The organism is Bacillus sp. SG-1, assembly GCF_000181495.1.
GTDB lineage: Bacteria > Bacillota > Bacilli > Bacillales > Bacillaceae_B > Rossellomorea.
In genome coordinates this window covers 14,836-35,026 of record NZ_ABCF01000021.1, presented here as the reverse complement: position 1 = coordinate 35,026, position 20,191 = coordinate 14,836, and the positions used below count along the sequence as shown (strand labels likewise).

Genomic DNA, 20,191 nt, shown 5'->3' with positions numbered 1-20,191 from the left:
TTGTTTTTTCAATCTATTTATTTTTTTATAGTAAACAATAACACTAGAAGAGGCTATTCAGGGAGAGGTATAAAGCGGTTGTTTGTCCATAAACAAAAAAAGACGAGCAGAATGCCCATCTTTTAATCTAGGATTTTTACTCCGGCAGCCAAGCACTCCTTCGCTTCTGCTACCATTCTTTGGAATAGCTCTTTGACACCCGGCGTATCGGCAATCAGGCTGCTGACCTGTCCGCCATTTATGAAGCCTTCATCGAGCTTGCCTTCCAAGGCACCTTTTTTATGATAGTCCTCCGATGTGATCTTAGCAAACTCTTCCGGATTCATTCCTTCCCTTTCATGATTGAGAAGTTTCTCTGCATAGGGTGTTTTCATGATTCGGCGGACACGCCCGACCGTTCTGCCGACAATCACTGTCCCTTTATCATCAGCTTCGATTAAGGTTTTTTTATAGTTTTCATGAAAAGGAGCTTCTTTCGTTGCAATCAGCCTGGTGCCCATTTGCACTCCCGAGGCACCAAGAGCCAGCATTGCCGCGAGTCCCCTCCCGTCCCCAATACCACCTGCAGCAATCACCGGAACATTTACTGCTTCTAAAATCTGCGGTATTAAAGTAAGGGTTGTCGTCTCGAGACTGGAGTTAATCCCGGCAGCTTCATATCCCTCTGCGACAATGATATCTGCCCCAGCTTTTTCCGCTTTGGCAGCTTGCTTGGCTGAAGCGACCACACAGATGACTTTAATTCCTTTTTCTTTGAAGACAGGAATAAGCGGTGCTGGATTTCCTGCTGATAGAGAAACTGCATCCAGCTCATACTTCAAGACTAGTTCCACCATGTCTTTCAGATGGTCCGTGACCGAGATGGGGATATTGAGTGCTAAGGGTTTCTCTGTCAGTTCTTTTGCCCTCACTATAATTCCCTCTACTTCTTCAGCCGTCATCGTCCCGGCCCCGATTGTTCCAAGCCCTCCCGCTTCCGATACAGCTGACGTCAGCTGCGCATTGCTGATATTCCCCATCCCGCCTTGCAGAATGGGATACCGGATTCCGAGGATGCCCGTTACATCACGCATGGCCTACTCCCCCTTTTCAATCTAGAATCAATGGATGGTCAAACATATTATAAGATTGGTCTTTATTCGTCAGTTCATTTCCTTCTTGATAAACTTCTTCGAAAAATTGCGAGGCGGGTCTTGCCAGAACTTTATAAAAGTCACTGAAAAGGGTGGCAGCATGGCCTCCGAGCCACTTTTCAGGAAGCAATTCTTCCGGAAGTCCAGGATCAACGAAAAGAAACTTCCGGTATTCATGAACGAGTTTGGTCCTCTCGACAAAACACTCCGCCTCTGTCATTTCTCCTTTTTCAATCTTATTTTTATCAATTACATATTTCTGGCTGTAATCCGAAATGAATTCCTCATATCTTTCATTGATTTCCTTAAGATCCCAACTTTTACTGATGATGTGCTGATCTTCGTTCGGTCCGTCATACTTGGCGATAAAGAAATCGACATACTGTTTGATATCATATTTATCTATAAGATCATAGACCTGCTTTTCCAGGTTGTTCGGAGAAATCCAGCAGCTGTTGGAAAGCGTTCCAAATCCGCTCCACACCAGCTCTTTACGGAGTTCATCCCTTACATTGCGGATCTCCTCCGGAATGGTGTACATAAGGATCCTCCATTGCCCATCCCATGTTTCAGTCTGCAGTTTAAAAATCCGCTGTGCAGCTTCTTCCATCCGCTTCAGCCCGCGGTCGGTAAGAGAATAATAACTTTTATTTCCCTGCTTTTCTGCCTGGACCCAGCCCTGCTTGTTCATTCTTGAGATGGCGGCCCTGACAGCCTGGTCATTATGACCAAATTCCCTTAACAGCTTGATCAGGCTCCCGATCCATATTTTATTGCCGTAATGGCGGATGTAATCCCCGTATAAAGTGAAAATCATTGATCTAGTGTTCAATCTGTTCGCCTCTTTCTTACTCCTCACAAGACATTTTGTTAAAATAATATATTTGTGACGTCATTTTTACGTTAACCATTATTCTATCACATAATATGGCCTCTTTTAAATAAAAAGAATGACTTTTATCACTTTTATGAAAATTCCCCAATCTGAGATCAATCCAGCAATCATTATATTGAAAAAATTCCATAAAGACATACGTCTCTATGGAATGGTAAGTTGCGTAAAGTGATTAGCCGGCTGACCAGTTACGCTTTTGACCACATAGCAAATAACCGAGTTTTACAAGTAAAATTCGTTTCTTTTGCTACATCGATTTAAATTTTTGGAAAATCACATACTAATGTTACTGGTTTTTGTATGTTATTCTTCACTTTGCAGAGATCGACATACAAATCCCTGTTATTTTTGTATGTCAATTACGATTATTCTCAAACTCTCACACCAATTAACTGGTCAATTCTTTAACACCCACAAAATAGCACGTGCCGGACTTATTCAACCCGTTCCACTATGGTAGCGATGCCCTGCCCCACGCCAATACACATGGTAGCTAGCCCGTGCTTGACTTCACGCCGTTTCATTTCATACAGCAGGGTCGTCAGTATCCTGGCGCCGCTCGCTCCCAATGGATGACCAAAGGCAATTGCTCCTCCATTAACGTTGACGCGTGCGGAATCAAGTCCCAGCTCTCTAATACACGCCAGGGATTGGGAGGCAAAAGCTTCATTCAATTCGATTAAGCCCAGGTCTTCTTTATCAAGGTGTGCTCTGTTCAGGGCCTTCTGCGTTGCATAGATAGGACCAAGTCCCATGACAGACGGTTCCAGTCCCGCCGTTGCTGAAACAACATACTTGGCAAGAGGCTTCACACCAAGCGCATTGGCCTTTTCCGCAGTCATCAACAGCAGTGCTGAAGCACCGTCGTTAACACCGGATGCATTGCCGGCTGTTACAGAACCATTTTCAAAAAGAGGTCTCAGCTTAGCCAGCTTTTCCATGCTGGAGTCTGGACGCGGATGTTCATCACGATCGACTGTGATTTCATTTCCTTTTCGGTCTTTGTAAACGACCGGAACAATTTCTTCATGGAAAACTCCCGATTCCATTGCTTCCTTCGCCTTCAGCTGGCTGTGAAGGGCAAATTCATCCTGGTCCTCCCTTGTGAGGTTGTATTGCTTCGCCACATTTTCTGCGGTCTCCGGCATGCTGTCTGTTCCGTATCTTTGTGCCAGACGGGGATTGATGAATCTCCAGCCGATTGTTGTATCAAACATCTCCATATTGCCTCGGGGATACTCAGATTCTGGTTTGCCCATAACAAATGGGGCCCTCGTCATACTCTCGGTTCCTCCGGCAATGAAGATTTCACCTTCTCCGGCAAGTATTGCCCTCGCCGCATAATTGACCGCATCAAGACCAGAACCGCATAAACGGTTGATTGTTGTGGCACTTGTTTCTACCGGCATCCCTGCCAATAACGCTGACATTCTTGCCACGTTACGGTTGTCTTCTCCCGCCCCGTTAGCGTTCCCCAGAACGACTTCTTCCACATGTTCCGAGGAAAGCGCCGGATTTCTGTCCAGCAGTGCTTTAATTACGACAGCGCCAAGATCATCCGGGCGAACACTCTTCAACGCACCTTTATATTTTCCAATTGGTGTACGGACTGCATCGACGATTACTACTTCTTTCATCGCGGCTCCTCCTTCTTTACTTCGTGTAGTCATAGACTCCGCGCCCAGATTTTCTTCCCAGCCTTCCTGCTTTCACATATTTTTCGAGCAAAGGTGCTGGACGATATTTCTCCCCAAGCTTTTCGTGAAGATATTTGAGGTTATTCAGCCTCGCATCAAGGCCTACTAGATCACCAAGTTCGAAAGGTCCCATTGGGTAATTCAGGCCCAACTTGATCGCTTTATCAATTTCTTCCGGCGTTCCAAGACCTTCCTGCAGCATATAGAAGGCTTCATTTCCCACAAGCGCAGAAATCCTGCTTGTGACAAAGCCAGGAAACTCATTAATGACCACCGTTTCTTTACCCATTCGTTTAGCGGCGTTTTCTGCGAATTGAGTTGTTTCATCACTTGTTTCCAAACCGCGGACAATTTCCACCAGCGGCATTTTATGTACAGGATTAAAGAAATGCATGGCAATTACTTTTTTAGGACGTCCCGTAAAGGAAGCAATTTCTGTCGGACTCATAGTTGATGTGTTTGTCGCAAAATAACAAGATTCCTGCGCATACTCATCTATTTTTTCAAATACTGCTTTCTTGATTTCTGTCTTTTCAGGTACCGCTTCGATCACCAGGTCAGCTGATTCAACAGCTTTGGCCATATCAGTTGAAAAGCTCAATCTTCCTTGAGCATCAGTGCTTTCTTCTTTCGAAAGCTTCCCGCGGTCCACCCCTTTTTGAAAAATGGAAGTCAGTTCTCCCTGGGCACTGTCCAGCTGCCTTTGTTCCACATCAACGAGCGTTGTCTGAAAACCACCGACAGCACTGACATAGGCGATTCCTCTTCCCATTACGCCGGATCCAATCACGACCAGTTTATCCATCGTCCTGCCTCCTCTTAAGTCGAGTTTCTTCATTAATATACGCACCAAGGGACTGGTGCCTATCCGCTTAAACCGGATGGACCCGCAGTCCCGAGCATGCTGATTTATTTTATAAACCGAATGGGTTTAATGGACGGCTGCCGAAGTAAGAAATGATACTCTTTGTTTCTGTATAAAGATCAAGTGTTTCGATACAAAGCTCTCTTCCGAACCCTGATTGCTTGTAGCCGCCGAATGGTGTTCCAGGGAATGCCGAGAACGGGCAGTTAACCATGACGATTCCAGCCTGGATCGCTTTTGAAACTCTTGTTGCTTTGGCATGGTCTTTTGTCCAAAGAGCAGAACCAAGACCGTAAACGGTATCGTTCGCAAGTTTGATCGCTTCTTTTTCATCACTGAATTTCATTACCACAACGACAGGTCCGAAGATTTCTTCACGAACCGCTTTCATCTCGTGGTTCACATCTGTGATGATGGTCGGCTCATACCAGTGACCGTTTTCAAAGCCTTCAACTGTTGCAGGTTTGCCGCCAGTAAGAATCGTTGCTCCCTCTTCTTTGGCTGATTGCACATAACCGTCGATAGTCTTTACCTGACTGTCATCAATGATGGCACCAATATGTGTACCTTTATCAAACGGATCGCCAAGAGAAAGCTGTTTCGTTTTGGCAACGAATTTTTCCATGAATTCATCATAGATATCCTCGTGTACGTAAAGTCTTGAACGTGCTTCACAAGATTGACCTGTATTATAGAAAATACCGAACAGGGAACCATCTACAGCTGCATCTACGTCTGCATCGTCGAAAACGATGTTAGGCGATTTTCCGCCGAGCTCCAGCGTTACGCGCTTCAATGTTTGAGAAGCTCTCTCCATGATGTTTTTCCCGATTGGAGTCGATCCTGTGAAAGCAACTTTATCCACTTGATCATGCTCTACAAGATAGTTTCCGATTGTCGAACCGGAACCAGGGATGACGTTGACAACCCCTTGAGGAACTCCAGCTTCAATACAGATTTCTCCCAAGACGATTGCTGTCAGTGGCGTAAGCGAAGCCGGTTTCACGACAACTGAACATCCAACAGCGATTGCCGGCGCGATTTTCCACGCTGCCATCATCATTGGGTAGTTCCAAGGAATGATCTGCGCGCAGACACCTACAGGCTCTTTTTCTGCAACATTTGAGAATTGGCCCGGAACATTATTCACTGATCCACGGTGGCCGACAATGGCTCCTGCATAGAACTCAAAGTCTTCGATTGCTTGCATAACTTGACCTTGGGCGGCTGATAACGATTTACCGCTGTCCATGATTTCGAGTGAAACCAACTCATTGAAACGGGATCTCATGATACCGGCAATTTTCATCATTACTCTTTGACGCTTATTCACAGGGAACTTCTTCCACTTCCCTTTATCAAATGCGTCTCTTGCTGCTTGGACGGCACGCTCTGCGTCTTCTGTCGTCGCTTTGGCTACAGTGGCAATTGCTTCGCCAGTTGCCGGGTTGTATGTAGTAAAGGTCTCTCCGGATGCACTATCCGTTCTTTCACCATTGATAATCATTCCATAATGTTCACGTTTTGTTTCAAGGACTTCGAAATTTTGTTCTTTTACAGTTGACATATTCTCATCTCCTCAAGTTTTTATTAGCTAGTTTCCTTATGTTGCTTTTTAACGAGAGGGTTGATTTCCGCTCCAGGTGCGCGACTCCGCGGGGCGGGCGGTGAGCCTCCTCGGCTTCACCTGCGGGGTCTCACCTGTCCCGCTAGTCCCGCAGGAGGTCGCACACCTTCCACTCCAATCAGCCTTTCATTTATAAAACCAACAATTCATAAGAAAATAAGCTTTTTATTTCCCCTGAAATACAGGCTTTCTTTTTTCCATGAATGCTCCCACACCTTCAAGATGGTCTGCACTCTGGCCGGCAATCCTTTGGCCATAAGCTTCTTTTTCCAAATACTCTTCTAAACTTGAATCATAGCATTCATTCAAGTATCTCTTAATGAGACCGATTGCTTTTGTCGGCATATTTGCAAGTCTTTCAGCATATACCCTGACTTCGCTTTCCCAGTCTTCAAGTGCTATAACCTTATTGGCAAGCCCCAGCTCTTCTGCCTTTTCCGCAGTGATCTTTTCACCAAATACCGCCAGCTCCAATGCTTTGGCATGGCCGACAAGACGGGTCAGGTAGTAGAGGTTCCCTGAGTCAGGGATGAGCCCTACATGAATGAAGGCTTCTACAAAACTCGCTTTCTCTGATAACAATCGGAAGTCACAAGCCAGCGCAAGGCTCATACCTGCCCCTGCCGCCACACCATTCACCGCGGCAATCACTGGTTTTTCGCAGGCTGCAAGCTCCTTGACCATCGGACCGTAATTATTTCTCAGGACTTCCCCGTGGTCCATGTCTTCACTTACTTCACTTAAATCCTGGCCTGAACAAAAAGCTCTGCCTTCCCCTGTAATTACTATAGCCCGGACAGCTTCATCCCTGGAAGACTGCTTAAGTGCGTTGGCAATCTCCCTGTTCATTTGCCCAATGAAGGCATTGAGCTTATCAGGTCTGTTCAACCTGATCCAGGCCACTCCATCACTGACTTCATAGAGGATCGTCTCGAACATGGTGATGCCTCCTTTACTTTCCTTTATAATGCGGTTTCCGTTTTTCGATGAATGCTTTCATTCCTTCTTTTTGATCTTCAGAAGCGAAAAGCAGAGAGAAATTCTTGCGCTCGTACTGCATTCCTTCATACAGTGAGTTATCTACTGCCTTATGAACAGACTCTTTAATCAATCGAAGTGACAACGGAGGCTGTTTCGCAAGCTTTGCAGCAAATTTCTTCGTTTCTTCCATTAGAAGTTCCCTTGCGACTACCCGATTGATGATCCCCAAGCGGTGTGCTTCATCCGCAGACATTCGGTCTCCTGTCATCAGCCATTCCATCGCCCGCGTTTTGCCAATCAGCTTCGTCAATCTCTGGGTCCCTCCGGCGCCAGGCATCACCGCAAGGTTCACTTCCGGAAAGCCAAACTCGGCGTCATCGGCAGCAAACAGCATGTCACAACACAAAGCCATTTCAAAACCACCTCCGAGGGCAAACCCTTGGACTGCCCCGATGATTGGCTTTTTCACGACGGCGATCCGGTCCCAATCAGCAAACTGATTCAGAAGCTCAAAATCGATTGCACTGTCCTTGGCCATTTCGTCGATATCAGCCCCTGCCGCAAACGCTCTGCCTTTTCCTGAAAGAAGAATGACTCTTACTTCAGGATCACGGTCGAACTGTTCATAAGCTGAGAGAATCTCAGACACCATCTGCCTGTTGATGGCATTCAGGACTTTCGGACGGTTCAGTTCGACTAAACCGATTCCCTCTTCCACACTTACATCGATATAGTCGTAATTCCTATTCATTCAGGTCTTCACCGATCATCAATGTAACGAGGTCACCGGCAAAAGACATTAAATCCTTTCCGGAAGCTTTACCTTCGTCAGATTTCATGGCAGCTTTCAATGACTCATGGCTGTCATAAACCATTTCACACATAAGATAGTACTTTCCTTCGCCGCCCATTGGGGAACCGACAATCTTGGTAACTTTCATTTCTCTTAATCCTGGAATCTTTGCTGTGATCGGTGCATGCGTATTAAAGTAATGCTCGTCGAATTGTTCCTTGTTTTCAGGATGCTTGTAAAGTGCGATTAGTTTTACCATTTAAAATCTCTCCTTTTAATTAGAAAATAACCGTTGATTTCCGCTCCAGGTGAGTGACTCCGCGGGGCGGGCGTGAGCCTCCTCGGCTGCGCCTGCGGGGTCTCACCTGTCCTCAAAAGTGGAAGCACCCCGGTCAGCCCCGACAGGCAAATGTTCCGAAGAGAAGAAAAGGCGCTTTTCCCTTTTATTCTCTTCGGGTTATTTGATCCCGAGGGGCTGGGTGCTGTAACTAGACGTCCCGCTGCTCCCGCAGGAGATCACTCACCTTCCGCTCCAATCAACTCTTACTTAAAAACCAAAAAACCTTTTAGAAAAATCCCATGATTTCCAGCACAGTTTTACATAATTGTAGATATTGGTTTCATTGCTTCGAAAGGGTTCTTGCATTGCTTGCAATAGAGAATGCTTCTGCAGGCGGTCGGGCCGAAGATGTTGTCCATGGTTGTGTATGGTGAATCACAGTATGGGCAGTTGACCTTCCAGCCTCCGTCTTCCTCCAGTTTTTCAGGAGGAGGCGCGATACCGAATTCTTTGAGCTTTTCCCTGCCAATCTCGGAAACTCTATCGGATGTCCATGGCGGACTGAAAAGGAAGTCAACATCTGTCTCAGAGATTCCTGGATCCGCCAGCAGTGTTTTTTCCACATTGCCCTTGATGATTTCCAATGCAGGACACCCCATGAATGTGGGCAGAAGTTTAACCACGGCCTTGCCATGCTGGAACTCAGCCTGTTCAACCATCCCCAATTCAACTATACTGACTGAATCAATCTCAGGGTCTTTCACCTGCTGAAGTATGTTTAATATGCGTTCATCTCTTACTGTCAATTGAATCATTCCCTTTTACCAGGCAGCTGCCGGATCTGAGTTGTAGACTTCGCTCAATGTTCCAATGGCCTGCTCAAGATCTGCGGTATGTACCTTGTTTCGTCCATTCCCTCTCTGCATTTCCAGTGGGGGTAGTGAAAGATTAGAAGATTCAAAGATTGGTTCCACAGCATTCTTCCAACGCATGACGAGCATATCCTCGCCTTCAATGAGTCCTGCTTTGGCCATTTCTTCCCCCTGATCACCCAATGACAATACTCCGGCAAAATCTGCGACAGTCTTTTCAACTGCGTTCATCATGCGCTTCCTCGCTTCACCGTTGGAGTTCATCAACTGCGAAAACCAAGTCTTCCAGTGCAAAAGATGGTAATACAGTTCCATATTCACCTTAACCGCAGCCTCAGCCAATGGCTGATAGGAAGCATTCTTTAATGATTCGATCTTGATCTTTTTCGCCTGGGCATAAAAATAATTTCTCACAACGGCGAATGCCCAGTCGTAATTCGGCTCCACCAGGTAGGTTCCTGAACCATTCACTTCTTCTAAAATGATGGCATTGCGCCGCTCATCAGCTCCCCTGGCATGGGCGAGACTGTTCATTTCTCCTTCACCCAAGTCTTCAAGCAGCCGGTAGAACATCGCTGCATGCCCCATCGTGTCTTGATTGATAGATGAGAATGCAACATCCTCTTCTATATGAGGGGCAAGCCCGAGCCATTCCGATCCCCTGTAGGCAATGATGAAATCGTCATCTGCCAGCTGATACAGCAGCTCGACCAAGGCCGTTTTATATTTTTCATCCTTTACTTCTACAGCATTGCTCACCGTCATGACTTTTTCACCTTCCCTTCCCAGGACATGATTTCTTTCTCATCCAGCATTTCCTGTTCGTATTGACGCCATTTTTTCTTCAGGTAACCGTAGCCCTTTGCATTGCGGTAATCCTTGTTATCCAGACGTTGAAGCGATTCTTTTTCCTCCTGGTTCATCTTGCGGATGTCCGCTCTTTTCACGACCCAGATATCTGTTGCCGGTTCCCTTCTCATGAAGTTCTCCTGCGCCATCACCAGGGCGATTTCCTGATTGGGTGCAAGCAGGCTGAACTGATGCTGCATCGGGGCATTATCTGTTCTTCTGCTGAACACTTCGTATTCCTGGTAAAAATTCCTGCTCTTATCAGACATGTCACCGTCCCCCTTCTATCCTGCCGCTGTATCCCCGCTCAGTGCTTCACGGACCCAGGCGTTATTTTCATAAGATATCCTTCTAAGGTCCAATCTCTCTTTTGATTTTGGACCGTTATTTTTCACAATCTCCTTAAATCTGCTCCAATCAGGCTGCTGATAGATCCACTCTTCTTTCTCCTGATCGAAATGCATCGTTTCATCTGGAATCGTCAATCCCAGTGAAAGAATTCTCGGTACATATTTTGTAAAAAAATCCTGTCTCAGTTCTTCATTTGTTTTCGTCCGAATTCCGTATTTAATTGTAATATCCTGTTTAGACGATCCCGTCGTGGAGGCACTTCCCGGTCCGAAAAACATCAGCAGGGCCTCCCACCAGCGGTCAACTGCATCCTGGACAAGCGCTTTCTGTTCCGGTGTACCTTCTGCCAATGCCATAATGATTGCTTCCCCATGCTGGGCATGGAATACTTCTTCAGCGCAGATCCGTTTCAAGGCTCTTGCATATGGTCCATAAGAAGCACCAAGCATGTTGGTTTGTGTGATGATTGCAGCACCATCAACCAGCCATCCGATCAATCCGGCATCTCCCCAAGTCGGAGCTTCCATATGGAACACGTTATGAAACTTTAAATCTCCTGAAAATAAGTCCTGCATAATTTCTTCACGCGTTTTTCCGTAAGGTTTCATCAAATCTTCCGCTACACGTAGAAGAAGTTGTCCATGGCCCATTTCATCCTGCACTTTCGCCATGATGCCGAGCTTCCTACCAAGTGTTGGGGCTTTTGGAACCCACTCTTTTTCTGGAAGCGCTCCCATTATTTCGCTGATAGCATGCATGGATATCAATTTGATCAATGTCTTTCTATACTCATCCGGCATCCAGTCATCAGCTTCAATTTTTTCCCCGGCTTCAATCCGCTTCATAAAGTGGGCCATTTTTTCCTCTTCTGGCAGTGCCGCAAATGATGCTGTATCACTCATGTAAAACCCTCCTTAGATAACGTATTTCCTACGTCACTCTATTATGATGTTATACTATTAAACTCCAAAATTTTTTATACTCCTACTTCGCTATCCCGTTTATCGAGCACTCTTACCGCTTTTCCTTCTGAACGCGGAAGTGACTTCGGCCCGTTGACTTTAACGTCCATTGTTACGAGACAGCTGCTTTTCATAATATGTTGGATCTTCTTGATAAGAAGATGAATACTTTCATGTTCCAGGTTCTGCTGAAGGCCCAAGAATACTTCTTCTTTGATCTCCACATGCAGCTCGACGGAATCCAATGTCCCTTTTCGGGTTAGGTGAAGCTGATAGTGAGGCGTCAGTTCTTCAACGGTAAGCAGATAATGTTCTACCTCTGAAGGATAGACATTGACACCCCGTATGACCAGCATGTCATCCACCCTGCCTTTGACACGCGACATTTTGACCGTCGTGCGGCCGCACTGACACTTTCCATATGACAGAGAGGCGATATCTCCAGTCCTGTACCGGATGATTGGAAAAGCTTCTTTGGTCAATGAAGTAAAGACCAGCTCCCCTTCTTCACCAGGCGGTAAAGATTCCAGTGTGACAGGATCGATGACTTCAGGAAGGAAATGGTCTTCTGCAATATGAAGTCCAGCCTGCGCCTCATGGCATTCCATCGCAACCCCTGGACCGATCACTTCACTCAATCCATAGATATCACAGGCTTTCAGGTTCCATTTCTCCTGGATTTTCTGTCTCATTTTTTCCGACCAAGGCTCGGCACCGAAAATCCCATACTTCACAGATGTTGCAGCTGGATCCTTCCCCAGTTCTTCCATCTTTTCAGCGATGTTCAGAATATAGGATGGCGTTCCGCAAATCACTGAAGGCTTGAAATCTTCAATGAGTGTGATCTGCCTTTCTGCATTACCGCCGGAGACAGGTACTGTTACCAACCCAAGCTTCTCACTGCCGTAATGAAGCCCGAGTCCTCCGGTAAATAATCCGTACCCATACGCATTATGCAGAATTTCGCCGGGCTTCCCGCCCCCAATTGCTATGGAACGAGCCACAATTTCACTCCACATTTCTATGTCATTTTGTGTATAGCCTACAACGGTCGGTTTACCGCTCGTCCCCGATGAAGCGTGAACCCTCACCAGTTCATTTGTTGGAACCGCAAAAAGGCCGAACGGATAATGATTTCTCAAATCCGCCTTCCTCGTAAAGGGCAGGAGCTTCAAGTCATGCAGCGTTTTGATATCCTCAGGCCGTATTCCTCTTTCTTCAAATCGTTCCTTGTAAAACGGGACCTTCGAGTATACATTGCTTAGAGTTTCCTGCAACCGTTCCAGCTGAACCCTTTCAATCTCATGCCTTTCAGACGTTTCAATCTCATGTAAGATCAACCAGTTTTCCCCCTTTATTAGACCGAGACCCTCTCCCTGCAATTCTTCTTTATTTTTATATAACGATTTTAATTCGTAATATATTTATTTTGTTATATCTACACTCAAAAGATAACGTGAAAATCTGGAAAAGTCAACATATTTTCTGAAAATTTATATTTTTATAGTAATTGTAATTTTGACTTTGATTGTCACATCATTCCTTTGCTTAGCAATCCCTCTTTGGAGTGTTGGACTTCATTGTCCGATTTAACTTTACCGGGCAAACATCCCTGGTAAATTTCCTTCCTTCTCATTGACCCGTTTAACTCCTTTGCAGACCAACATACCGTCTTATTTCACTTCTCATTGGTCCGTTTAACACTTTTGCGCCACCTCCATCTCAATAAGCTAACGTATGACCACAAACAATGGGAACTTCCTAAAACAAAAGACCGGACGAAGTTGATCGCCCGGCCATTAGTATCTTCTATTTTCTCTTAAACCAAATCCGATAGAAATCAATCCATCCCTGAGAATTAATTAACGCCTGCTGAATACTTTCGTCACTTTCCATCTCAGACATGTTTTTATATAACGGCAGCACCTGACAGGAATTTAATAACATCTCTTCTATACTATATAGTCTTTTCATACGCTCTTGAGGGTTACTTATCCCTTTCAAATGATTGACTTCGGTCATTATACTGTCTTTTAATTCTCCCGGCAGATGATGCCAGACCGGATTGGCTTTGGCGAAGATCAGCTGCAGAAAGCTAAGTTCCTCCTGTTCAGTAATCGTAGCGCTGTCGTGAATGATGTCGGCTTCTTCCATTGTCTCCTCTTTTAAGAGCTCCTCGGCAGGGAGAAAGATATTTTTCAATATCACTCCAAATTTCAGAGCTCTCTGCTTCAGCCAGTCTGCATCCTCGAGATGATCCCTGTCCTGAAAGGTATACAGCCTCAGTTCCTCCCCATTATATTTGCTCTTCTTCAGCAGATTTTTTATATCTGCAGTCCCTGAATCACTAGGTCTATTCAGAAAGCCATCAGCCGTTTCCTGCCTGAATTCCCCTAGTTCCCCAACCAGTACTGATGGATCTGCGATGGCTTTTAATGCTTGACGAAGGAAAGGGTCGCGCATTACCTCGTTTTTGGCATTTAGTGAAAGAAATTGAACATTTTTTTCCACGCGCTTATCTCTTTTCCGCTTCTTGCCTTCCCCCGACCTGTCTCTGGAATACCCAAATTCCACTTCCGTTTTGCCCGGTGTCCGGTCTTCACGTTCTTCCGGGACGTTCCAGAATTCTACTGCATCCAAAAACGGCCTTTCCCTAAAATAGTGATCATTCGCTTCCATAATAAGCATAGACCCGTCATTTCTCACCAGTTTGAAAGGACCAGTTCCAATCAGTGTTTCTGCATAGAATTCCTTCTGCTCATCTTTGCTCACGATAGATAAATGCTCATCGCTTAAAATATGAAGAAGCAAAAAGTTAGGTCTTTTCAGCTTAAGCATGATGGATTGTTCATTAACGATGACTGCTTCCTCCAAATCCTCCAGCATCCACCGGTACGGGTTTTTTTCAAATGAAAGAAACCGAATGAAGGTGAATTGTATATCCTCGGCAGTCAATCGTTTCCCGTCATGGAACTTCACACCTTTGCGGATATAAAACGTCCATTGATCTCCTTCCTCGTTATGCTCCCAATGAAAGGAGAGACGCGGTTCAAATAAATTTTTTTCTTCATTGTATGAAACCAGCGTATCACATACATGCTTAAGAATATGGCACTCTGACCGCAGGCTTGCAAGCATGGGATCCAGCGGCGTAAAAGGCTGTTTGCCGTACTTCATCCTTAAGACATCCCGGTGCTGGTTGTTTTCGGATTCGGTATTATAGCCAAACAGTGTTTCCAGCCACACCTCAAACTTCTCCTTCAATCCGGGCAGCTCTCCGCTGTAGGAACTGATCTTTTCCTGCGCTGCCTTGAGTTTCCCTTTTTGCACTAGAACCTTACTTTCATTGAATAAAAGGTCTCCTGGTTCTTTCAAAAAAGTCAGAGTTGATTTGTTTCCTCTCCCCCTGCCTGGCGACCAATGCACCCATCCTTCGTTTTCCCATTTCTGAATGGTCATCTTGCTGTTACGTGCAGTACAAAACAATATATCAGATACGGCAGAAAGAGTGACCTCATGTTTCTTACCCAATTCTTTTTCAAATGCCAAATACAATCGTAAATAGTGCTCTACTGTCGTCATAAAAAATCCCTTTCATAAAAGGTGAAGTACCTTATTATGTATTTCTGCCCTTTTTCATCTTTTTCCTTCTTATAAAATATATTTACAAGAAAGGAATGATGAACACGATGGGAAAACTCTTTAATCGATACCCTGCACTCGTCTGGATTCGTGTTTTCGGCGAAATGCTAACGAGCGTGACGGGTTCCATGCTGGCACCGTTTTTAATCATTTATCTTTACGATAAGCTTGACGGCAATGTCCTTTTACCAATGGTGATTGTTGGACTGCAGCCTTTATCTGAAATTATCATCACCTTCTTAGGAGGCAGCCGGACAGACCGGTTGGGAAGGAAAAAAATTATCATAGCCGGACTTCTCTTGCAGGCAAGTGCCATGGCTGGTTTCGTGTTTGCGGATTCCGTCTGGGTATTTGCTTTACTTTACGTTCTAAATGGTGCCGGACGGTCTGTTTACATCCCTGCACAGCGGGCACAGATTGCCGATTCGATTGATGACGGCATACGCTCTGAAGTTTTCGCTGTCATCAATACTGTCAGTGCAGCCGGAATGGCACTCGGGCCGGTCATTGGTTATTTCGTCTATAAACAAGACCCGGGGCTCATTTTCGGCATGCAGGCTGCAGCTTTAATGATTTACCTTGCTGTTGTATACTTCAAGCTCCCGGAAACGATACCCGTTCAACCTGAAGAGACAGTCAGGACAAACGGGCGCTTCAAAGTAAAACCATTTATCGCAAATCATTCATATGTATTGAGCTTGATGGCCTTCAGCCTGCCTGTGAGTTTCTTTTATGCCCAGACGGAAACCAACTATCGAATTTATCTTGAAGACTTGTTTCCAGATTTTTTGGCAGTGTTGACAACACTTGCGTCCATCAAGGCGGTCATGTGCATCCTGCTCGAAATTCCGCTCGTAAGATGGAGTAACAGATTCTCTTTTCAAAGAGTTCTTATCCTGTCTTACAGCCTTTATTTTATCGCCAGCGTATCTTATGGATTATCGACTTCCCTACTGCTGCTCATCCTTACACAACTGATCGTCACAATTGCCGAAAGCCTCGGGCTAAACCGGCTGCTCAATCATATTGCACATATCGCCCCATCAAACCAACGGGGGCTCTACTTTTCCATATACGGGACACATTGGGATATTTCAAGGATGGCAGGACCTTTCCTCGGAGGATTGATCCTGATTGAATGGGGAGGTGCCGTACTTTTCTTACTATCTGCCGTTTTACTCCTCCTTGGCGGGACGGCACAGATCTTATTAAACATATCGGTTGAAAAAAACTCATCAAGAAAAGCGTTACTGAAAATGAAAAAAGCTTGAGACTCCGGTCTCAAGCTGACTGACTGCTTTGCTCTTTTTGCTTTTTAAACATATTCTTCAACTTATGGAAACGGATATTAAACTTCTTTAATTGTGACTCCCTTTCCAATCCCAGTTGTTTATTCAACACATAATAGATTACTTCTTCAATAACCGCCAATAGTATAAGAGCACTTACGAAAATCCATATCCACATCGTCATCAATCAACAGACCCCTTTCTAATACCCTCTTTTCATCTCTATTCATGTAAGTACCACAAAATTACAATTCGTTAAACCTGTATTTTTGGGTTTTTCGGGTGAGGTTGAGACGTGGCGGGTGGGATTGGTTTATCGGCGATTTTTTCATTTTATCGGCTCTGCCATGTCGAATATCGACCATTTATTGTCGAATTACGCCAGCGCTTTGTAGAATATCGCCCTTATTCTGTCGTTTATCGCCCATGCTGCCAAAATCTTAACATTGTAGGATCAAAAAAACCTGGCTAAGGCCAGGTTAAGCAAACATTTTTAAACTACTTATTATTTATTATATATAACCTGGATTTCTTATTTCCGATAAAACTTGCACAAGAATCCCTAAGAATCCTCTTGACTACAGCCTGAGATGGAATTCTCAAGAATTCCCTTGCTTCTTTATTCGTGATCATCTCGTTTATAAGCAAAGAATAGTCCTTCAATGCTTGAAGATGTGCTTCCCTAGAAGTTCTTTTACATTTGTCGCAACTCCCAAATCCCTCTTTCTCTAATCAATGGGCGATGCTTACAATTTGGACAATGCACACCAGTAATTTTCTGTCTTTGGAATTCCATAGATTTTGAGAATATCTGTTACTAAGGGAGTATGAGATTGCAGAAGTAAAGTGGAAAGATAATGAAGTTGGGAATCAGTCTTTTTTCATTAGGATGCTTCTTCTTCAACTCGGTTATTTGAAGTGGAGGTAATCTTTGTGGATTACTTTTTCAGGTATTGTCTTATCTCCAGGAGAAGTTTCTAATATTGCTTTTTGGGAAGTACTCACAACGAGGGTCTCTATAGGGAATGGATGCATATTGTTTGACTTAAACCATTTAGTCAGCTGAAACTTATGCATTTCTACCTGTGTAACTGGATCTGGAAAAGGTTCTCTATCATTATCTTTAGTTATTCTGGTGAGTTGTTTAAAATCAGGGCTGAATTGAAGAATTCCAGCTATCCTTTTTACTTCCAAGATTAGAACAAATTTTTTAGAAATAAGCAGATTATCTATCTGAAAGTAGTGTTGTCCATCAAATAAACGGATGCCCTGGAATATATATAACTCGTCTTCCCCTAAAAAACTTAAAGCATAATCAACACTTTGTTCTCCTCTAAATCCTGTCCACCTGTTTAAGAGGTGCCGTGCTACAAGCTCCTTTTTTTCATGATTAACTGGAAGTCGGCCATCTAATGCTTCCAGCTGCAGGATAATCAAAGGTATTTCTCTTAGTTTAATGATCATTGCATCCCTCCTATTCTATTTCTTTCTTATATTCTCTGTTCGAAGATGAATTCCTGTTAAATATTTTTAGCAGTTGATTGTCGTTTAACGGCTGATGTTTGTCGTTTATCGACCCAACCCTGTCGAATAACGATCATTCTTTGTCGAATATCAACGCAATCATGTCGCTTATCGACCATTCGACAAAACCAGACCCATTTCGACACCCCCCACCAGCCACAAATCCCTCAAAATAACCCCCAGGCAAAAGCCTGGGGGGGGGCAGCAAACTTATCACTTATCCAGTTTCAGTTTCGCAAGTGCATCGGCGAGCGCAGTGTTGACGGGTGCGTCGTCCTGCTTCTTCATGTACTTGTTGACGTCCCGCTTGGAGACTTTGTTGTTCTTTTCTTTCTTTCTTCTCTCATTGAAGGTAGAGAGTTTTTCCCTGTGGCCGCAGACGCAAGTGAACATTTGGCCTTCGCCTTCTCCACGCAGGTCCAAACGTTTGTGGCAATTCGGGCAGCGGGCATTGGTCTTTTTGCTGACGTTTTTGCGGTAGCCGCACTCACGGTCTTTACAGACGAGTTTCTTGCCGTGCTTGTTTTTGACTTCAAGCATGAGGTTTCCGCAATCCGGACATTTGGTTCCGGTAATATTGTCATGAGCAAATTTCTTCTCACTGTTTTTGATTTCATGGACTGACTTTTTCGTATAATCTTTAATTTCACTAATAAAGGCATTTTTGTTCAGTTTGCCTTTGGAAATGGCTTCAAGTTTCTGCTCCCACTCTGCTGTCAAAGCAGGTGATTTCAATTCTTCAGGTGCAAGGTCAAGAAGCTGTTTCCCCTTGGAAGTGATCATGATGGACTTTCCTTTATTCTCGATCAACGCCGAGTTAAACAACTTTTCGATAATGTCCGCACGTGTTGCGACTGTTCCCAGTCCGCCGGCAGAGCTGATGGTTTTGATCAGCTCTTTATCCTCTCCGGCCATGTATTTCTTTGGGTTTTCCATTGCTGAAAGGAGCGTTCCCTCATTAAAACGGCTTGGAGGCTGCGTTTCCCCTGTTGTTTTTTCAATAGAAGAAACAGGTAAAATGTCGCCCTTCTCAATTTTAGGAAGCGTTTGATCGGACAATCCATCTCCAGCATCTTCTCCGGAAGTGGTTCGGTCAAAAATTTCTTTCCAGCCTTGTTCGATGATCCGTTTTCCTTTGGCAACAAAAGTCTCACCGGCTATATCTGCTTCAATCGTTGTTTGTTCATATTGGAAAGGAGGCAGGAACATTGCCAAGAACCTTTTTACGACAAGGTCATAAATCTTCCGTTCTTTATCACTCAAAGAATTAAGAAACGCTGTCTGCTCTGTAGGAATGATAGCATGATGGTCCGATACCTTGCTGTCATCGACAAATGTTTTACCCGGCTTGCCGGTATTCTTCATTGCCTTGGCGGCAAGCTGATTATAAGGCTTGATGGACACCGCCTTGATCCGGTCCTTCAGTGTATCGACAATATCACTGGAAAGGTGGCGGGAATCTGTCCTTGGATAGGTCAAAAGCTTGTGCTGCTCATAAAGTTTTTGCATGATGGACAACGTTTCTTTTGCCGAATAGCCGAAAATTTTATGCGCATCACGCTGAAGCTCCGTCAAATCATATAGCTGTGGTGAAAAGCTCTTCTTTAAACTTTTATTCACCGATGTGACATTGGCTTTCTTCTCACCCTTTAGGTTTCCAAAAACTTTTTCAATGAAATCTTTCGAAAAAGTACGATATTCTTTCGTTTTTCCGTCCTGCCATGTCAGCGTAAACTCCCGGCTTTTCGCTTTCAATCCGTAGAATGGTTTAGGTTTGAAGTTTTTTATTTCTTCTTCCCTTTGGGCAATGATTCCAAGTGTCGGCGTCTGTACCCTTCCACATGAAAGCTGCGCATTATGTTTTACCGTCAGTGCGCGGGTTGCGTTCATACCGACATACCAGTCCGCTTCCGACCGTGCCTGGGCTGCGGCATACAGATTTTCGTATTCTTTTCCGCTCTTCAATTTGCGGAATCCTTCTTTAATGGCCTTATCAGTTACAGATGAGATCCAGAGGCGTTTGATCGGTTTGTTCACCCTGGCTTTTTCAATGATCCAGCGGGCGACAAGCTCTCCTTCACGGCCGGCATCCGTTGCAATAACGAATTCTTTTACATCCTGACGTGTCATTTGGCTTTTAACGGCAGTAAATTGTCTGCCTGTTTTCTTGATGACGACCAGCTTCAATTTATCCGGCATCATCGGAAGGTCTTCAATCCTCCATGTCTGATATTTGCTGTCATAGACATCCGGTTCAGCCAGCGTCACCAAGTGACCCAGCGCCCAAGTTACAATATATTTATCGCCTTCTATAAATCCATTTCCTTTTTTATGACAATTCAGCACAGCAGCTATGTCCCTGCCGACTGAAGGCTTTTCAGCGAGCACTAATGTTTTACTCAAATCGAAACAATCCTTTCCTTCGCGAACG

18 protein-coding genes are annotated in these 20,191 nt (G+C 44.7%); 1 reads left to right on the top strand and 17 read right to left on the bottom strand.

The window, feature by feature from the left end; all coding sequences use genetic code 11:
* Window positions 1-122: 122 nt before the first annotated feature.
* The 14 genes from BSG1_RS10910 to BSG1_RS10845 form a co-directional block, all read right to left on the bottom strand.
* Window positions 123-1,073 (bottom strand): NAD(P)H-dependent flavin oxidoreductase, encoded by a 951-nt coding sequence (locus tag BSG1_RS10910; protein WP_006837078.1) that lies wholly within the window; start codon window positions 1,071-1,073, stop codon window positions 123-125.
* A 16-nt stretch (window positions 1,074-1,089) separates the two neighbouring features.
* Entirely contained in the window at window positions 1,090-1,965 is an 876-nt protein-coding gene (gene paaX, locus BSG1_RS10905; protein WP_044022753.1) for a phenylacetic acid degradation operon negative regulatory protein PaaX, read from the bottom strand.
* Between the two features lie 497 nt (window positions 1,966-2,462).
* On the bottom strand, window positions 2,463-3,665 hold the full coding sequence (locus tag BSG1_RS10900) for an acetyl-CoA C-acyltransferase (protein ID WP_044022752.1): 1,203 nt from the start codon (window positions 3,663-3,665) through the stop codon (window positions 2,463-2,465).
* Between the two features lie 16 nt (window positions 3,666-3,681).
* Entirely contained in the window at window positions 3,682-4,530 is an 849-nt protein-coding gene (locus BSG1_RS10895; RefSeq protein ID WP_044022751.1) for a 3-hydroxyacyl-CoA dehydrogenase, read from the bottom strand.
* A gap of 109 nt (window positions 4,531-4,639) precedes the next feature.
* Window positions 4,640-6,157, bottom strand: a complete 1,518-nt coding sequence (locus BSG1_RS10890) for an aldehyde dehydrogenase family protein (protein ID WP_006837074.1) — start codon at window positions 6,155-6,157, stop codon at window positions 4,640-4,642.
* Window positions 6,158-6,382: 225 nt separating this feature from the next.
* Window positions 6,383-7,156, bottom strand: coding sequence for an enoyl-CoA hydratase-related protein (locus BSG1_RS10885; protein WP_006837073.1), 774 nt, complete (start codon window positions 7,154-7,156; stop codon window positions 6,383-6,385).
* A gap of 13 nt (window positions 7,157-7,169) precedes the next feature.
* Window positions 7,170-7,949, bottom strand: a complete 780-nt coding sequence (locus BSG1_RS10880; protein WP_006837072.1) for an enoyl-CoA hydratase/isomerase family protein — start codon at window positions 7,947-7,949, stop codon at window positions 7,170-7,172.
* Window positions 7,942-8,250 carry an EthD family reductase gene (locus tag BSG1_RS10875; RefSeq protein WP_006837071.1) on the bottom strand — a complete coding sequence of 103 codons (309 nt, stop codon included), beginning with the start codon at window positions 8,248-8,250 and terminating at the stop codon, window positions 7,942-7,944. The genes BSG1_RS10880 and BSG1_RS10875 overlap by 8 nt, the downstream gene beginning before the upstream one ends.
* A 338-nt stretch (window positions 8,251-8,588) precedes the next feature.
* Window positions 8,589-9,086 carry a 1,2-phenylacetyl-CoA epoxidase subunit PaaD gene (gene paaD, locus BSG1_RS10870; protein WP_006837070.1) on the bottom strand — a complete coding sequence of 166 codons (498 nt, stop codon included), beginning with the start codon at window positions 9,084-9,086 and terminating at the stop codon, window positions 8,589-8,591.
* A 6-nt stretch (window positions 9,087-9,092) separates the two neighbouring features.
* Entirely contained in the window at window positions 9,093-9,908 is an 816-nt protein-coding gene (gene paaC, locus BSG1_RS10865; RefSeq protein WP_006837069.1) for a 1,2-phenylacetyl-CoA epoxidase subunit PaaC, read from the bottom strand.
* Complete coding sequence (paaB, locus tag BSG1_RS10860) at window positions 9,905-10,261, bottom strand: 1,2-phenylacetyl-CoA epoxidase subunit PaaB (RefSeq protein ID WP_006837068.1); 357 nt, start codon at window positions 10,259-10,261, stop codon at window positions 9,905-9,907. The genes paaC and paaB overlap by 4 nt, the downstream gene beginning before the upstream one ends.
* Before the next feature lie 15 nt (window positions 10,262-10,276).
* Complete coding sequence (paaA, locus tag BSG1_RS10855; RefSeq protein ID WP_006837067.1) at window positions 10,277-11,245, bottom strand: 1,2-phenylacetyl-CoA epoxidase subunit PaaA; 969 nt, start codon at window positions 11,243-11,245, stop codon at window positions 10,277-10,279.
* A gap of 74 nt (window positions 11,246-11,319) precedes the next feature.
* Window positions 11,320-12,645, bottom strand: coding sequence for a phenylacetate--CoA ligase PaaK (gene paaK, locus BSG1_RS10850; protein WP_044022750.1), 1,326 nt, complete (start codon window positions 12,643-12,645; stop codon window positions 11,320-11,322).
* A gap of 469 nt (window positions 12,646-13,114) precedes the next feature.
* Window positions 13,115-14,887, bottom strand: coding sequence for an SgrR family transcriptional regulator (locus tag BSG1_RS10845; RefSeq protein WP_044022749.1), 1,773 nt, complete (start codon window positions 14,885-14,887; stop codon window positions 13,115-13,117).
* A gap of 107 nt (window positions 14,888-14,994) precedes the next feature.
* Between BSG1_RS10845 and BSG1_RS10840 the strand changes: the two genes are divergently transcribed.
* On the top strand, window positions 14,995-16,218 hold the full coding sequence (locus tag BSG1_RS10840; protein WP_044022748.1) for an MDR family MFS transporter: 1,224 nt from the start codon (window positions 14,995-14,997) through the stop codon (window positions 16,216-16,218).
* 10 nt (window positions 16,219-16,228) lie between these two features.
* Here the strand turns inward: BSG1_RS10840 and BSG1_RS10835 are convergent, their stop codons facing one another.
* The 3 genes from BSG1_RS10835 to BSG1_RS10825 all read right to left on the bottom strand — a co-directional run bounded on the left by BSG1_RS10835 (window position 16,229) and on the right by BSG1_RS10825 (window position 20,163).
* Entirely contained in the window at window positions 16,229-16,420 is a 192-nt protein-coding gene (locus BSG1_RS10835; protein WP_006837063.1) for a hypothetical protein, read from the bottom strand.
* A 725-nt stretch (window positions 16,421-17,145) separates the two neighbouring features.
* A complete protein-coding gene (locus tag BSG1_RS20345; protein ID WP_006837062.1) occupies window positions 17,146-17,700 on the bottom strand; it encodes a nuclease-related domain-containing protein in 555 nt (184 codons plus the stop codon).
* Window positions 17,701-17,973: 273 nt separating this feature from the next.
* Window positions 17,974-20,163 (bottom strand): DNA topoisomerase III, encoded by a 2,190-nt coding sequence (locus tag BSG1_RS10825; RefSeq protein ID WP_044022747.1) that lies wholly within the window; start codon window positions 20,161-20,163, stop codon window positions 17,974-17,976.
* Window positions 20,164-20,191: the final 28 nt, after the last annotated feature.

Coding starts and splice junctions, on each gene's coding strand:
- BSG1_RS10895 (WP_044022751.1), bottom strand. CDS start 4,530: ATGGATAAACTGGTCGTGATTGGATCCGGCGTAATGGGAAGAGGAATC.
- BSG1_RS10880 (WP_006837072.1), bottom strand. CDS start 7,949: ATGAATAGGAATTACGACTATATCGATGTAAGTGTGGAAGAGGGAATC.
- paaA (WP_006837067.1), bottom strand. CDS start 11,245: ATGAGTGATACAGCATCATTTGCGGCACTGCCAGAAGAGGAAAAAATG.
- BSG1_RS10840 (WP_044022748.1), top strand. CDS start 14,995: ATGGGAAAACTCTTTAATCGATACCCTGCACTCGTCTGGATTCGTGTT.
- BSG1_RS10900 (WP_044022752.1), bottom strand. CDS start 3,665: ATGAAAGAAGTAGTAATCGTCGATGCAGTCCGTACACCAATTGGAAAA.
- BSG1_RS10845 (WP_044022749.1), bottom strand. CDS start 14,887: ATGACGACAGTAGAGCACTATTTACGATTGTATTTGGCATTTGAAAAA.
- paaC (WP_006837069.1), bottom strand. CDS start 9,908: ATGACGGTGAGCAATGCTGTAGAAGTAAAGGATGAAAAATATAAAACG.
- BSG1_RS10890 (WP_006837074.1), bottom strand. CDS start 6,157: ATGTCAACTGTAAAAGAACAAAATTTCGAAGTCCTTGAAACAAAACGT.
- BSG1_RS10910 (WP_006837078.1), bottom strand. CDS start 1,073: ATGCGTGATGTAACGGGCATCCTCGGAATCCGGTATCCCATTCTGCAA.
- BSG1_RS10885 (WP_006837073.1), bottom strand. CDS start 7,156: ATGTTCGAGACGATCCTCTATGAAGTCAGTGATGGAGTGGCCTGGATC.
- paaB (WP_006837068.1), bottom strand. CDS start 10,261: ATGTCTGATAAGAGCAGGAATTTTTACCAGGAATACGAAGTGTTCAGC.
- BSG1_RS10835 (WP_006837063.1), bottom strand. CDS start 16,420: ATGACGATGTGGATATGGATTTTCGTAAGTGCTCTTATACTATTGGCG.
- paaD (WP_006837070.1), bottom strand. CDS start 9,086: ATGATTCAATTGACAGTAAGAGATGAACGCATATTAAACATACTTCAG.
- BSG1_RS20345 (WP_006837062.1), bottom strand. CDS start 17,700: ATGATCATTAAACTAAGAGAAATACCTTTGATTATCCTGCAGCTGGAA.
- BSG1_RS10875 (WP_006837071.1), bottom strand. CDS start 8,250: ATGGTAAAACTAATCGCACTTTACAAGCATCCTGAAAACAAGGAACAA.